Annotated in this window: 12 protein-coding genes; 6 read left to right on the forward strand and 6 right to left on the reverse strand. The window is 64.0% G+C overall.

Annotation, left to right across the window (positions count from 1 at the left end; genetic code table 11):
• Positions 1-9: 9 nt before the first annotated feature.
• From I6N93_RS10740 to I6N93_RS10760, 5 genes are read right to left on the reverse strand one after another with little or no spacing between them, the layout of a single operon-like run.
• Entirely contained in the window at positions 10-1245 is a 1236-nt protein-coding gene (locus tag I6N93_RS10740; RefSeq protein ID WP_085689813.1) for a Zn-dependent hydrolase, read from the reverse strand.
• Positions 1246-1278: 33 nt separating this feature from the next.
• Positions 1279-2034: an ABC transporter permease gene (locus tag I6N93_RS10745; RefSeq protein ID WP_085689811.1), complete on the reverse strand. Its 756-nt coding sequence runs from the start codon at positions 2032-2034 to the stop codon at positions 1279-1281.
• A 14-nt stretch (positions 2035-2048) separates the two neighbouring features.
• The gene (locus I6N93_RS10750; protein ID WP_085689809.1) at positions 2049-2828 is read right to left on the reverse strand and encodes an ABC transporter ATP-binding protein; all 780 of its coding nucleotides are present in this window, start codon (positions 2826-2828) and stop codon (positions 2049-2051) included.
• A gap of 36 nt (positions 2829-2864) precedes the next feature.
• On the reverse strand, positions 2865-3905 hold the full coding sequence (locus I6N93_RS10755) for an ABC transporter substrate-binding protein (protein ID WP_232100006.1): 1041 nt from the start codon (positions 3903-3905) through the stop codon (positions 2865-2867).
• A gap of 37 nt (positions 3906-3942) precedes the next feature.
• Positions 3943-4875, reverse strand: a complete 933-nt coding sequence (locus I6N93_RS10760; RefSeq protein ID WP_176222571.1) for a MurR/RpiR family transcriptional regulator — start codon at positions 4873-4875, stop codon at positions 3943-3945.
• Between the two features lie 726 nt (positions 4876-5601).
• Between I6N93_RS10760 and I6N93_RS10765 the strand changes: the two genes are divergently transcribed.
• On the forward strand, positions 5602-6351 hold the full coding sequence (locus I6N93_RS10765; RefSeq protein ID WP_085689803.1) for an SDR family oxidoreductase: 750 nt from the start codon (positions 5602-5604) through the stop codon (positions 6349-6351).
• 360 nt (positions 6352-6711) lie between these two features.
• Here the strand turns inward: I6N93_RS10765 and I6N93_RS10770 are convergent, their stop codons facing one another.
• Positions 6712-7734 (reverse strand): LLM class flavin-dependent oxidoreductase, encoded by a 1023-nt coding sequence (locus I6N93_RS10770; protein ID WP_085689801.1) that lies wholly within the window; start codon positions 7732-7734, stop codon positions 6712-6714.
• A 456-nt stretch (positions 7735-8190) separates the two neighbouring features.
• Between I6N93_RS10770 and I6N93_RS10775 the strand changes: the two genes are divergently transcribed.
• The 5 genes from I6N93_RS10775 to I6N93_RS10795 all read left to right on the forward strand — a co-directional run bounded on the left by I6N93_RS10775 (position 8191) and on the right by I6N93_RS10795 (position 14907).
• On the forward strand, positions 8191-8589 hold the full coding sequence (locus I6N93_RS10775; protein WP_112092133.1) for a hypothetical protein: 399 nt from the start codon (positions 8191-8193) through the stop codon (positions 8587-8589).
• 68 nt (positions 8590-8657) lie between these two features.
• Positions 8658-9017: a copper-binding protein gene (locus I6N93_RS10780; RefSeq protein ID WP_085689797.1), complete on the forward strand. Its 360-nt coding sequence runs from the start codon at positions 8658-8660 to the stop codon at positions 9015-9017.
• A gap of 15 nt (positions 9018-9032) precedes the next feature.
• Positions 9033-10283 (forward strand): TolC family protein, encoded by a 1251-nt coding sequence (locus I6N93_RS10785; RefSeq protein ID WP_085689795.1) that lies wholly within the window; start codon positions 9033-9035, stop codon positions 10281-10283.
• The gene (locus tag I6N93_RS10790) at positions 10280-11788 is read left to right on the forward strand and encodes an efflux RND transporter periplasmic adaptor subunit (RefSeq protein ID WP_094107096.1); all 1509 of its coding nucleotides are present in this window, start codon (positions 10280-10282) and stop codon (positions 11786-11788) included. Before I6N93_RS10785 ends, I6N93_RS10790 begins: the two co-directional genes overlap by 4 nt.
• Complete coding sequence (locus I6N93_RS10795) at positions 11785-14907, forward strand: efflux RND transporter permease subunit (RefSeq protein ID WP_085684990.1); 3123 nt, start codon at positions 11785-11787, stop codon at positions 14905-14907. Before I6N93_RS10790 ends, I6N93_RS10795 begins: the two co-directional genes overlap by 4 nt.
• The last annotated feature ends 133 nt before the right edge of the window (positions 14908-15040 follow it).

A 15040-nucleotide genomic window follows, 5' to 3' on the forward strand; every position in this document is an offset into this window, starting at 1 on the left:
TAGTCGGTATCAGATGCGATCGGCGCGCTGGACGACTGCGCCCAGCAATATATTCGCTCCCGCAATCAGATCCTTCGGTTCCGTAAACTCCTGAACGTTATGGCTTAATCCCGCCACGCTGGGCACGAAGATCATCCCGGCCGGGCACATCGCCGCCAAAATTTGCGCATCATGCCCCGCGCCGCTCGGCATCCGGCGGAACGGCAAACCGCGTCGACGCGCCTGCGCCTCAATCAGCGCCACCATCTCCGGCGCAAACGGCGTCGGTTCGAAACGGGCCAGCGATTGTCGCCGCAGCGTTATCCCTTCTTCGTCCGCCGCCTGTTCGGCGAAAGCCCACAGGCGCTGTTCCGCCTGACGTAGCGCCTCGGCGTCCGTATTGCGTAAATCCACCGTCAGCGTCACCGTCTCGGGGATCACGTTGATCAGATTAGGGCTGAACACCGCATGCCCGACCGTCGCCACCTGATCGCCCCCCAGCGCTTGCGCCAACCCGCGGGCGAACACGCCGATGCGAGCCGCGACGTAGCCGGCGTCCCGGCGTAGACGCATCGGCGTGGTGCCCGCGTGATTGGACACGCCTTGCAGCCGGAATTCGGTCCAGGAAATACCCTGAACGCCTTCGACCACGCCGATGCTGAGCCCCGCCTCATCCAACACCGGGCCTTGCTCGATGTGCAGCTCGAAGTAGCTGTCGACGCGGTTTGCGCCTACCGGCGCCGGGCCGTCATAGCCGATGCGCCGCAGCGCCTCGCCCACGGCGACGCCGTCGATGCCGCGCGTCTCCAGCGCCGTCTCCAGCGCCAGCCCTCCCTGATACACCAGGCTGCCCATCATGTCGGGCTGAAAACGCGCGCCCTCCTCGTTGGTGAAAAACGCGACCGCCACGGGCCGACGCAGACGCAGCTCCGCCTCCTGCAACGTGGCGATCGCCTCCAGTCCGGACAGCACGCCGTAGTTACCGTCATACAGTCCGCCCGTCGCCACCGTATCGATATGCGAGCCCATCATCACCGGCGGCGCATCGGCGAGCCCAGGGTAGACGCCCACGGTATTGCCGATGGCGTCCACCGTGATATCCAGCCCCAACGCCCGCATGCGCGCCACGACCCAGTCGCGACCTTGTTTGTCTTCATCGCTGAGCGCAAGCCGGCATACGCCGCCCTGCGGCAAGGCGCCAATCCCGCCCAGCGCGTACAGCGACGCCATCAGACGTTCGCCGTTAATCTGTAAATCGCTCGTCATCGCCTCACCTTCTTCTCTTTCCGGTCAACCGCATCAACGATGCGCCCAATGCGTCATCCGCCTTTCGACCAAGGCGAAAAGTTCATACATCACCACCCCCATCGCGCCGATCACCATCAGTCCCGCGAACACCAGCGCCATATTCATGTTGGCGCTGGCGGACATCATCAGGTAGCCGATTCCCAGATTCGAGGCCACCGTTTCTGAAATCACCGAGCCGACGAACGCCAGCGTGATCGCCACCTTCAACGACGCAAAGAAATAAGGCAGCGATCGGGGCAGACCGACCTTTTTCAGGATGTCGAGACGGGAAGCGCCCAGCGAGCGCAGCACGTCCTCCATCTCCGGCTCCACGGTGGCCAGCCCGGTGGCCACGTTGACCACCACCGGAAAGAACGAGATCAGAAAGGCGGTGGCGATAGCCGGTACGGTGCCGATGCCGAACCACACCACCAGAACCGGAACGAAAGCCACCTTGGGAATCGAGTTGAACCCGACCAGCAGCGGATAAACGGATTTGTACACCAGCGTGGAGGCCCCGACGGCCACGCCCACGAGCAGCCCGAAGAGCACCGCCAGCACGAATCCCGCCACCGTGGTGTACAGCGTTTGCAGCGAGTGCGCGGCGATAGGACGCCAGTCGGCGATCAACGAGCGGAACACATCGCCCACGGAAGGAAACAGGTAGCTCGGGACGTTGAGCCCCACAACCAGCGTCTGCCAAACGCCGCCGATCAGCAGCAGCAACGCCCACGGGGCTATCCTGATTAACGTTTGTCGCGGTATCACGATAAGTTCCTCCGTTATGCCTGATGTTGGGACGCGATGTGTTCGCGGAGTTCGATCACATAGCGGGAAAACGCCTCGGTGTAGGTCACCCGAAGATCGCGCGGGCGCGGAAGATCGATCTTCCGGCGGGCGATAATCCGGCCCGGCCGCGCGCTCATGACGTACACGGTATCCGCCAGAAAAACCGCTTCGCGCAGGTCGTGAGTGACCAGCACCACCGTGAAAGGCGCGTCCTGCCACAGATCGCGGACCATGCACCACAGCTCTTCGCGGGTAAACGCGTCCAGCGCGCCGAACGGTTCATCCAGCATCAGCAAACGCGGTTTGTGGATCAGCGCGCGGCAAATGGAGGCGCGTTGCTGCATACCGCCGGACAGCTCCCACGGGAATTTGTCGCCGTACCCCTCCAGCCCGACGCGTTTAAGCAAGGCGAGCGCCTGCGCTTCATATTCACGCTTTTTCTTATGCCGCGTTGAGCGGTAGGGCTCGACGATTTCCATCGGCAACATGACGTTTTCCAGCGTGGTGCGCCACGGCAACAGGTTGGAAGACTGGAACGCCATGCCGACGCATTTCTGCGGCCCCGCGACTTCGCGCCGGTCGACGAAAACGTATCCCTCGCTGGGCGAAATCAGCCCCGAGGTCAACTTCATAAACGTCGACTTGCCGCACCCGGAAGGGCCGACCAGCGCCACGAACTCATTTTCATGAATGCTGAAGTCGATCGCTTCGATGGCCGGCGGTTCGCCGGGGTTGTAAGCCAGGCTGACATTCTCGAATTTGACGAAACTCATCTCATTTTCCCCTTGAAATCAGGCCGCCTCGCTGGATCACCGCACGGAGCGCGCGGCCCGTTCCGGTAGCAGCGCCCGCGTAAACACCGCTTCTGCCTCTGGGGTTTCGGTTAACCCAAAGGCAGAGATCACCTCGCCGATGGACCGGCTGAAACGCTGCGTCTCCACATCGCCCAGGCCGTTTCGCCGGGTTTCCGGCGTCACCACGCGTTGTCCAAACGCCAGTTGCAGACGACGCGTTTCCAACGACAGGTCGACCAGCGGATCCTGTTCTTTGACGTAACGGGCGGCGCTCGCGGGATCGGCCAGCGTTTCCTGTACCGCTTTATTGAACGCGCGCAGGAAGGCCTTGACGGCGTCGGGGTGATTTTCCAGCATCGCTTTGCTGGCGATAAGCGTGTTGCCGTAGAGGTCGACGCCATAGTCGGCGTAGGGGAAGACGACCAGGTCGTCCGCTTTGACGCCGCGCGCTTCCAGATTCAGCAGGTTGGTGAAAGAGAATCCGGCGATGGCATCGACGTTTTTCCGCACCAGCAGGTTGGCCGTCACGGTCGGGTCCGCGGATTGCCAGGTGACCGCATCCTTATCCAGCCCCGTTTTTTGCGCAAAGACCGGCCAGGATTTGCGCGCGGCGTCGAAGACCGGGGCGGCGAGGGTTTTGTCTTTCAGGTCGGCCGGCGTGGTCATGCCGCTGCTTTTCAGCGCGAAAATCGCGGCCGGAGTGGCGTTATACAGCATGTAAACGCCCTTCACCCCGGTGCCGGGATGCCGGGACTCCTGTTCGATCAGCGCATTGATATCGGCAAAGGCCATATCGTAGGCCCCGGTCGCCACCCGGGTTACCGCGCCGGCCGAGCCGTTGCCCGAGTCTATCTGTACGTCCAGCCCTTCCTGACTGAAATAGCCTTTGGCCTTGGCCATTAAAAACGGGGCCGAAGGGCCTTCAAAACGCCAGTCGAGCGAGAATTTCACTTTGACCGGATCGGCCGCATAAGCCGATGAGGCCGCGACGGACAGACACAGTAGCGCCGAGCAGCCCCGCATGCGTGATTTTGCCAAAATGGATGTCAACATCATGAATGTCCTTAAGATGTAAAATCAATGCGTTACATAACTAACGCGGGTTTTTCGAGTCCGCCCCCGAGCGCGGCTCAAGCTGATACAGATCGCCCATCTGCCGATGAATCTCCTCCATACGCTTCATCCGGCGGCTGGCCTTGCCGGCGCAGCCGGCCGCCAGCTCATTGCCGATGAAATTGACCATGCTGACGGCGGTGGTGTAAGCGTCGAAAATATCGCCATGTCTGGCGGCGCAGGGGATAACCACATCCGCCAACGCGCAGACGTCGGAAACCAGCGTATTGCTGAGGACGACGATGCGGGCCTGGCCTTGCTTCGCCACCCTGACTAAATGAACCAGCAGTTGGACCTGGCGCGGGAAATCCACGACGAACAGCACGTCCGTTTTACGGATATCCGTCAGCACATCGGCGAATCTGGCGGCGGGATCGTTCACCAGTTGCACATCGCTCAGCACATTGGAAAACAGCGACTGGGCGTAGAACGCGGGAGCGTAGCTGTTGCGGAACCCCAGCACCCAGACGCGCCGCGCTTGGCACATCAATCGCACCGCCCGCGCCAGCTCTTCCGGCATGCTGTCGCGCCGCATTCCCGCCAAGTTTTCGCGCTCGCGCGCGATGTGGGCGTCGAGCCGTTCACGGATCGTCATCGGGTGCGGCATGCGTTGTTCCAGATTGCTGAGCGGCGAATAGCCCATCGGTTCCATCTCGCGGCATTGCCTGCGGAACTGATTGAAATCCTGAAAGCCCAGACGCCGGAATACCCGCGCGGCGGTGGATTTCGACACGCCGGCCAACTGCGCCAACTCAGTGGCGCTAAAGCTCGCCAGGTGATGTTGATGATCCATAATGACGTCCACCAGCTTCTTCTCCGCCGGAGACAACACGCCGTAAATCAGGCGGATAGCGGTTTGCAACTCCAATAAGATCGTGGCGTGTTCTCCCGGCGCGGGTAATGCATTATTCATCCTGTCCCCTGTCGGCCCGATGCCTAACATTTGTCGGCGCAGCGCGCGCCGTTCCGGCACAACTGTTCTCTATGTAAACGTCAAAAGAAACGGTTGTGCCAAACATCAAGCAAAGGACATTCCAAAACCATACTTTAAGAGTGGTTTTTTAATTAACGTACTGAATAACCGCGTTTTATTCATATCCAGTCGGGAAAAGCGGCACGGTGCGACGACGCAATCACAACGATGACGTCACGATCGTGGTGCGGCTGTTTCTTGTCTCGCACCACAATGAGGCTTTATAGCGGCAGGCGTTATTGGACCTGAACAGGTTAGACGGGAAGCGCGCTTTGGCCGCTTACCCCGTTCCATCTCCGACGCACGCGTTTTTCAGAAGCGGCCGGATCGGGCGCAAGCGAAGCGCGTCGACGCCGCCGACGCGAAAAACAGCGGATGAGAAAAAGCGACCGTTCGTTCATGATTTCCTCTCAAGCGTCGCCGGCGGCCACCCCCTGCGCCGGAACGGTAAAATTACGGCGAGTCTCACGGGTTATACTCATCCTGGCCTAAGCCCTTTCGATTTCGCGCCAAACCCGCCATGCTCGGTGAAACGCGCTGGACGGCGTCATGCGGCCGTTCGGAGCGGTCCCGGCAGGGAGCGTGACCGGCAAACGCCTCCGGCGTAAACATTCGCACGCCGCTTTTCCACCACACCTTCATTGAACCGGTATAAGGAGCATCGATATGAGCCACAATCCCGCTCAAATAGGCAAGACGGCCCTCGTCACCGGCGCGTCCCGCGGTATCGGGCGTGAGATAGCCCTGCGGCTTTCCGAGGACGGCTTCAACATCGTCGTGAATTATTCAGGAAATGCGGCCAAAGCGCGGGAGGTGGTCGACGCCATCCGGCGGTCGGGACGCGAAGCCCTGGCGGTACAGGGCGACGTTTCCCGGCCCGAAGACGTCGAACGTCTCTTTAGCGCCTCGGCCGAGGCCTTCGGCGCTCCGCATGTGGTCGTCCACAGAGCTGGCGTCATGTCTCTGGCACCCGTGTCCCCGGATCATCTCTGCGTCTTCGACGACATCATGCAGGTCAATCTGCGCGGCGCGTTTTTGGTGCTCGGCGAGGCGGCTCGGCAGGTGCCGGACGGCGGGCGCATCATCGCCCTGTCGACGAGCGTCATCGCCAAGTCCTTTCCGGGATATGGTCCGTACATCGCGTCCAAAGCCGGGGTCGAAGGGTTGGTCAAAGTGCTGGCGAATGAGTTGCTCGGCCGGGAGATCACCGTCAATGCGGTTGCGCCCGGTCCGGTCGCGACCGAACTGTTTCTGGAAGGAAAAAGCGACGAGCAGGTCGCCCAACTGAGCAAAAGCGCGCCGCTGGAGCGGCTCGGACGCTCGGACGATATCGCCCGCGTAGTCTCGTTTCTGGCCGGGGAGGAAGGCGGTTGGATCAACGCCCAGGTCGTCCGCGCCAATGGGGGATTCGCCTGACCGTTCGAACGGCGAACATCCGCCGGGGGGCGGATGTCCGGTGATAGCACTAATCATTAATTCGGCCTCTTGCCCTGCCACGCCCGCGACGTCATGCCGTCGCGCCCCTGGGAAGCGGCGTTTCGATAGCCAGAGGAAGGGGGCGATTCAGAGCGCCGGCGACCTGCCTCCCCTCTCCCCGACCGCCTCACGCAAAGCGCATCGCGCCGGATGCGCCGCGTGGGGAGGAAAGGAGGAGAACGCCGTTGGGGGGAACGGCGGCCGCATACTGCGGTCGCGGAGTCGGGACGGGCTGAGGCCGGAAACAAAGCGAACGTCCCGCCGCCACGAGGAACGCCGGGACGCCGGGGAGACGCAGGGTCAGCGCCAGCCCAGAGCGGGCGCAATCTGCGTTAGTATCGTCTCAATCACATGCGCGTTGTAGTCGACGCCGAGTTGATTCGGCACGGTCAAAAGCAGCGTATCCGCTTCGGCGATCGCCTCATCCTGCGCGAGCTGTTGGATGAGCACGTCCGGCTCGGCGGCGTAGCTGCGGCCGAAAATCGCCTGAGTTTTCTCATCGAGGAAACCGACCTGATCGTCGCTCTGCCCGCTGCCGCCGAAGTAGGCGCGGTCACGCTCATCCACCAGCGCAAAGATGCTGCGGCTGACCGACACTCGGGGTTCCCGCGCGTGCCCGGCGGCTTTCCACGCTTCGCGGTAGGCCCGTATCTGTTTGGCCTGCTGAATGTGAAACGGCTCCCCGGTTTCATCGTCCTTCAGCGTGGAACTCTGCAGGTTCATGCCGAGCCCGGCCGCCCAGACCGCCGTCGCGTTCGAGCCGGCGCCCCACCAGATGCGCTCGCGCAATCCTTCCGAAAAAGGTTCAAGGCGCAGTAGACCCGGCGGATTGGGAAACATCGGCTGCGGGTGCGGCTCGGCGAACCCTTCTCCGCGCAGCGCCTCCAGCAGCACCTCGGTGTGACGCCGCGCCATGTCCGCTTCGGTTTCGCCCTCCACGGGCTGGTAGCCGAAAAAGCGCCAGCCGTCGATGACTTGCTCCGGCGAGCCACGGCTGATCCCGAGCTGGAGACGCCCCCCGGAGATCAGATCCGCCGCGCCGGCGTCTTCGGCCATATAAAGCGGGTTTTCATAGCGCATGTCGATGACGCCGGTGCCGATCTCGATACGCCGGGTTTGGGCGCCGACGGCGGCCAGCAGCGGGAACGGAGAGCTGAGCTGACGGGCGAAGTGATGCACCCGAAAATACGCGCCGTCCGCGCCCAGATCTTCCGCTGCGACGGCAAGATCGATGGACTGCAGCAGCGCGTCCGCCGCGGAACGGGTCGCCGACTGAGACGAAGGCGTCCAGTGGCCGAACGACAGAAATCCGATCTTTTTCATGAAACAGGGGTCCTTGTAGTGGAAACGGCGAGCCCGTCGGTCACGGCGCGCGGTACAAAGCGCCGCCGGCCGGAAGCGCCTGCCCGCCCGAGCGTCTGCGATGGATGACAAATAAACCATAGTCTAGCCGGGGGGGAAAGACGAAATACGGTCCCGTCCGCTGCGCGGCTGTGTCCCTTTCCCCGCAGCGATGCCCGCTTCCTCGCAACGCCCCCTTCCCCGCTTCCCCGCGACGCCCCGGCGCCGGCAATCGCGCGCCCTCGGCAAGACGACCGGCCCCCATCGATCCGCCGTCCGCCTGACGCGAGGGACCGAACTGTTGTCGAAAAGCAGCGACATTGTTTTCATCTTGTTAATTGTAAAGGTTTTTATTCCGCCATTAAGCGCTTCCCTGCTCCGCGCTTTTGTGGTTTGCTTTAAGCGCCCCCGGTTACAGACGAGCGAATGTTGACAGCCATGCACGCCATCATCAGCCATATCTTCAAACGCAGACGACGCCTCCAGGCGTTCGCCGCCGTGGCGTGCTGGCTATTGCTAAATGCGCAGCTTGCGCTGGCGTCGCACTCGTGCGAGCCGGTCATGCCCTCCGCGCCCGCGATGGAACACGCTCACCCGATGACGGCGAAAGCGCCGGTTCACACCTCGGTCGTCAGCAGCGCCCTGTGCGACAAACACTGCGTTCCCGACAGCGCCCACGCTCCCGATCATTCGCTCCATGCGGCTGCCCTGGCCGCCGATGCAGGCATACGCCTCCCGCCCGCCCCGCGCGAGCCGACGGTCGCCGAGCGCGCCTGGGACACGCCGCCCGATACCGGCCCGCCCAGCGAAATCGTCTTCTGCCGATTCAGAGAATAAATCCAGATAAAACCGATGCTCAGGTCCTGATATCAGGCCAATACCCGTTTTTATTCTGGAGAATTGTTATGTCACGTTTTCTTGCCGTACTCGCCGTCGCCGCGGCGACGCTGTCCTTTTCCGTGTTTTCCGCCGACGTCCACGATCAAGCGACGCCCGCCAGACACGCTGCCCCGTCGACGCCCGCCGCGTCCGACGCCCCCACCGCCGACAAGATTTATCACACCACGGGCACGGTCCGCGCTTGGTCCGAGACCACCGTCTCCATCGCGCATCAGGCCGTTCCGGCGCTGAATTGGCCGGCGATGACCATGCGATTCGATCTCAGCCAGTATCAGGGCAAGAAGTTCAGCGCGGGCCAGACGATCTCCTTTTCGTTCCGGCCGTACCGCAATGGATACCGCCTGATTTCAGCGACCGCACGCTAACCGTCCGAGGCCGCCATGTTTACCCAAACGTTATCCGCAGCGGGGATCGCCCTGCTGCTGGCGCTCGGTATCGGGACGACCGACGCCGCCACGCTGGAACAGGCGCTGGCGGCGGCTGAGCGCTATTCCGCCGAACTCTCCGCCAACCAGCATCAGGTCAGCGCGTTGAGCAATATGGCCGACGCCGCCATGCAACTGCCTGACCCGAAGCTGAAAATCGGCATAGAGAACCTGCCCGTGAGCGGCGGCAACGCCCACCGCTTCACCCGCTCCGACATGACCATGCAGCGCGTCGGCGTCATGCAGGACTACGTCAGTCACGATAAACGCGAGCGCAAAGCGCAGACGATCCGCGCCGAAGCCGCACAGGTCGCCGCCGCGAAAGGCGTCATCCGCGCCTCGCTGCAGCAGGATACCGCGCAGGCGTGGTTCGAACTGGCGCTGGCGGAACGCACGCTGGCGGCGGTGGATCGCGCGATAGCGCAGACCGAGCGCCAACTCCCCGCACAGACGGCCGGCGTCGGGGCCGGCGAAGCGACCGCCGCCGGCGTGCTGGACGTCCGTCTGACGCTCAGCGAGATGCGAAGCCGGCGCGACAACGCCCGCAGCGATATCGACGCGGCGCGCGCCAGACTCCGGCAGCTCACCGGCGCGGATATCGCTTCCGCGACCGGCGCGTTTCCGCCCATCGATCGCGCGCCGGTGGATGAAAACGTGCTGCTGGAGAACGTCGGTCTGCACCCGGCGGTCGTTCAGGCCGCGCGGGAGGCGGAGGTCGCCGGCGCCAAATCCGCCGAGTCCGCCGTGGCCGCGCGGTCCGACGTCGGGGTGGAGGTCTATTTCGCCAAGCGCGCCGACGGTCTGGAAAACATGGGCGGCGTGATGCTCACCGTCGATCTGCCGCTGTTCACCTCTCAGCGTCAGGACAAAGCGCACGCGGCCGATATCTCCCGCGCTTATGAGGCCAACGACCAGCTACAGCTGCAAAAACGGGCGCAGCGGGCGCAGATCGCCACGCTGTTTTCCCAATATCGCGCGGCGAAATCCATTTTCGAGCGTCAGACCGGCGAAGTGTTGCCGCTTCTGAGCGGCAGAGTGCGACTCATGGATGCTCAGTTCCGCGCCGGCGGCGCTTCGCTGGCGGAAGTACTGGAAGCCCGCCGCGCGCAGCTCAACGGAGAAATCGATCGGCTCAGCGCCGAGAAAACGCTGGCGTCCCGCTGGGCGGCGCTGCGCTATCAGATCCCGCAGGACATCACACAATGAAAATGACACAGACTCCCTTAACGCGGCTGCTGATCGCGGCCGTCGTCGTCGTCTCCCTCGCGGTCGGCTTCCTGGTCGGCCGCCTCTCGCCGTCGCCGGCCCCTGCTCCCGCGGCGGCGGCGTCCGACGGCAATAAAACGGAAACCAAAGTGCTGTATTGGTACGACCCGATGAACCCCGGCCAACGCTTCGACCGGCCGGGAAAATCGCCGTTCATGGATATGGATCTGGTCCCCCGCTATGCGAACGAGGCGGAGGAGGAGGACGGCGTGCGCATCAGCTCGCGTCAGCAGCAGAATCTCGGCGTCAGAACCGCGCCGGTCACGCGCAGGTCGCTGAGCGCGCCGCTCACCGCCTACGGCACGGTCGCCGCGGACGCGCGCGACATCATCGCCATTCCGGCGCGGGGAGACGGCCTGATTGAGAAACTGTATGTCAGCGCGCCTCAGCAGTTCGTCACTGAGGGCTCCCCGCTGGCGCAGCTATGGATCCCTGGGTGGACGGCGGCACAGCAGGAGTATCTGGCCGTCCGCCGGCTGGGCGATCCCGCGCTGACCGCCGCGGCGCGGCAGCGCCTGCGGCTGAAACTCATCCCGGAAGCGGTTATCCGCGACGTCGATCGCAGCGGCGAGCCGCAGACCCGCATCACGCTGCGCGCGCCGCACGACGGATACGCGACGCCGCAGGCGATCCGCGCAGGCTCATCGGTGAGCGCCACGCAGACGCTGTTCGATCTGACGAAACTCGATCGGGTGTGGATCATCGTCGACTATCCCGAACGCGAGGCCGGCGCGCTCGCCGTGGGCAGCCGCGTCGGCGCCGCCGCCGCCGGGTGGCCGGGCCGCGAGTTCACGGGCACGGTCAGCGCCCTGCTGCCCGACGTGGCGGCGTCCACCCGCACCCTGAAAGCTCGGGTGGAGGTCGATAATCCCGAGCGGCTTCTCAAACCCGGCATGTACCTGACGGTGAATATCGAACCGCCCGCCGCCCCGCCGCCGGTTCTCGCCATTCCGCAAGAAGCGCTGATCGCCACCGGCAGCCGCAGCCGCGTCATCGTCTCCGAGGGCGGCGGCTACTTTCGTCCCGTGGAGGTCGCCGCCGGCGTATCGGGCGACGGCTGGGTCGAGATCAGACAGGGCCTGAGCGAAGGCCAGCAGGTCGTCACCTCCGGCCAGTTCCTCATCGACTCCGAGGCCAGCCTGAAACAGGTTCTCCCGCAGATGACGGACCCGGCGCAGCCGCAGGCGGCCGCCTGGCGCGCGGAGGGCGTCGTCGAGGCGCTGACGGACGACGGCGTCACCCTGTCTCACGGCCCGGTCCCCGAACTGAAATGGGGCGCCATGACGATGGATTTTCGCGTCCCGGCGGCGCTGCGCGTCGCACTGCTTCCGGGCCAAAAGGTCCGCTTTACCTTCACGCTCGACGATGACGGGGCGCGCCTCGTCGCCGTCGAACCGATGGACTCATCGGAACTGGCCCCGGCGGGCCATGAGGAACGCCCATGATCGCCTATGTGATTCGCTGGTCGCTGCGCAACCGGCTGCTGGTTCTGCTCGCTGCGGTGATGTTGGCTGCGGGAGGGCTCTGGTCCGTACAGAAAATCCCGCTGGACGCGTTGCCCGACCTGTCCGACGTGCAGGTCATCGTCAAGGCGAGCTATCCCGGCAAAGCGCCGCAGGTGGTGGAAGATCAGGTCACCTGGCCGCTGACCACCACCCTGCTGTCGGTGCCCGGCGCCAGGACGGTACGCGGCTTCTCCATGTTCGGAGACGCCTACGTCTACGTGCTGTTCGAGGACGGCACCGATCCCTACTGGGCGCGTTCGCGGGTGCTGGAGTCGCTCAGTCAGACCCAGTCCGCCCTGCCGCCGCAGGCCCGCGTCTCGCTGGGACCGGACGCGACCGGCCTCGGCTGGATCTATGAGTACGCGCTCATCGACCGCAGCGGCCGCCATAGCCTGGGCGACCTGCGCGCCTTGCAGGACTGGTTCCTCAAATTCGAGCTGAAAACCGTCCCCAACGTCGCCGAAGTGGCGAGCGTCGGCGGGATGACGCGGCAGTATCAGATAGTCCTCGATCCGGCGCGGATGCGGGCGCTGAACGTGACGCACGAGGCCGTCGTCAGCGCGGTGCAAGACGCCAATCAGGAAAGCGGCGGCGGGGTGCTGGAGATGGGCGAAGCCGAATATATGGTGCGCGCCTCCGGCTACCTGAGGAACCTGGATGATTTCAAGAATATCGTCATCACCGCGCGCGACGGCGTACCGGTGCGGCTGTCGGACGTCGCCGACCTGCGCCGGGGGCCGGAGATGCGGCGCGGCGTCGCCGAGCTAAACGGCGAAGGCGAAGTGGCGGGCGGCATCATCATCATGCGTTCCGGCAGGAACGCGCTGGAGACGCTGCATGCGGTCAAAGCGCGGCTGGCGGAAGTGCGCAAGAGCCTGCCGTCGGGCGTGGAGATCGTGCCCGTCTACGATCGTTCGCCGTTGATCGAGCACGCCATCAAAACGCTGAGCGGCAAGCTGGCGGAAGAGTTTGTGGTGGTGGCGGCGGTGTGCGTGCTGTTCCTGTTTCACTTCCGCTCCGCGCTGGTGGCGCTGATCACGCTGCCGCTCGGTATTCTCGGGGCGTTTATCGTGATGCGCTATCAGGGCGTGAACGCCAACATCATGTCCCTCGGCGGGATTGCTATTGCGATCGGCGCGATGGTCGACGCCTCCATCGTTATGGTGGAGAACATGCACAAGACGCTGGAACAATGGCGGCGCGATCATCCGTCGCAAACCCCCTCCTCGACCGACTACTGGCGCATCACCGAAAAAGCCGCCGTGGAGATGGGGCCGGCGCTGTTCTGCAGCCTGCTGATCATCACGCTGTCATTTATCCCGGTGTTCTCGCTGCAGGCGCAGGAGGGAAAGATGTTCGCTCCGCTGGCGTTCACCAAAACCTATGCGATGGCGGCGGCGGCGGGTCTCGGCATTACGCTGGTGCCGGTGCTGATGGGCTATTTTATTCGCGGCAACATCCCGGACGAACGGGCCAACCCGCTAAACCGCTGGCTGATCCGCGCCTATACGCCGCTGCTGACGGCCGTACTGAAGCGGCCGAAAACGACGCTGTGCGCGGCGGCGCTGGCGATCCTGGCCACGCTGTATCCGCTGTCGCGCATGGGCAGCGAATTCATGCCCGCGTTGGATGAAGGCGACCTGCTGTATATGCCGTCGACGCTGCCGGGAATTTCCGTCAGCGAGGCCAGCCGTCTGTTACAGCAGACCGATCGCCTGATCGAAACGGTGCCCGAGGTCGATACCGTGTTCGGCAAAGCCGGACGGGCGGACACGGCGACCGACCCCGCGCCGCTGACCATGCTGGAGACCGTTATCCGCTTCAAGCCGCGCGACCAGTGGCGTCCCGGCATGACGCAGGACAAACTGGTGAACGAACTGGACCGGGTCGTCAACGTGCCGGGCATCGCCAACATCTGGGTGCCGCCGATACGCAACCGGCTGGATATGCTGGCGACGGGCATCAAAAGTCCGGTCGGCATCAAGGTCAACGGCAGCAGCATCGCGCAGATAGCGCAGGCGGCGGCGCAGATCGAACGCGCGGTGCGCAACGTGCCGGGCGTGACGTCGGCGCTGGCGGAACAACTGACCGGCGGCCGCTATGTGAATATCGATATCGACCGGGCGAAAGCCGCTCGCTACGGCGTCTCGGTGCGGGTGCTACAGTCGCTGGTGTCCGCCCTCGTCGGCGGGGAAACCATCGCCGAGACCATCGAGGGCCGTGCGCGCTATCCCATCAATCTTCGCTACCCGCGTGAAATCCGCGACTCCGTGGAGAAGCTGAAGGCGCTGCCGGTCCTCACCGCCGGCGGCGGGCAGGTGACATTGTCCGAGCTGGCGGATATCCGCATCACGGATGGGCCGCCGATGCTAAAAAGCGAAAACGCCCGCCTGTCGGAGTGGATTTACGTCGATATCCACGGGCGCGACCTGAAGTCCGTCGTGCTCGACATGCAGGAGACGGTGGCGCGCGAGGTGCGGTTGCCGGAAGGCGTCTCGCTCAGTTGGTCGGGTCAGTTCGAGTACCTGGAACGCGCCGCTGAACGGCTGAAAATCGTGTTGCCTTTTACGCTGGCGATCATTTTCATCCTGCTCTATCTCACCTTCCATCGCATCAAGGACGCCCTGCTGATCATGGGCACCCTGCCGCTGTCGCTGATCGGCGGCGTATGGCTGCTGTCCCTGCTGGGCTATCATCTGTCCGTCGCCGTCGCCGTCGGGTTTATCGCGCTGGCGGGCGTCGCCGCCGAATTCGGCGTGATTATGGTGCTGTATCTCAATCACGCCATTGAGAAACGCGGCGGCGCGAATCAGGCGCTGACGGAAACCGACCTGCTGGCGGCGATACATGAAGGCGCGGTGCTGCGGGTCAGACCTAAGGCCATGACGGTGGCGACCATCATGGCCGGGCTGCTGCCGGTCATGTGGCACAGCGGAACCGGTTCGGAGGTTATGCAGCGCATCGCCGCGCCGATGATAGGCGGCATGGTGACCGCGCCGCTGCTGTCCATGCTGGTCATTCCGGCCTGCTATCTGCTGATTCATCGGCGACGCCGCTAAACGGCCGGCGGGCCGCGTCCGGGCCGGGCGCGGCCGTTTCCGGCATGACGCGTCCCCCATGACGCGCCGCAACGCTGGTACAATAGCCCGGCGGGCGCGTCCCGCTATTGATCTTTCAACGCAGGGAGAATGG

The sequence above is a fragment of the Lonsdalea populi genome, from assembly GCF_015999465.1.
Taxonomy (GTDB): domain Bacteria; phylum Pseudomonadota; class Gammaproteobacteria; order Enterobacterales; family Enterobacteriaceae; genus Lonsdalea; species Lonsdalea populi.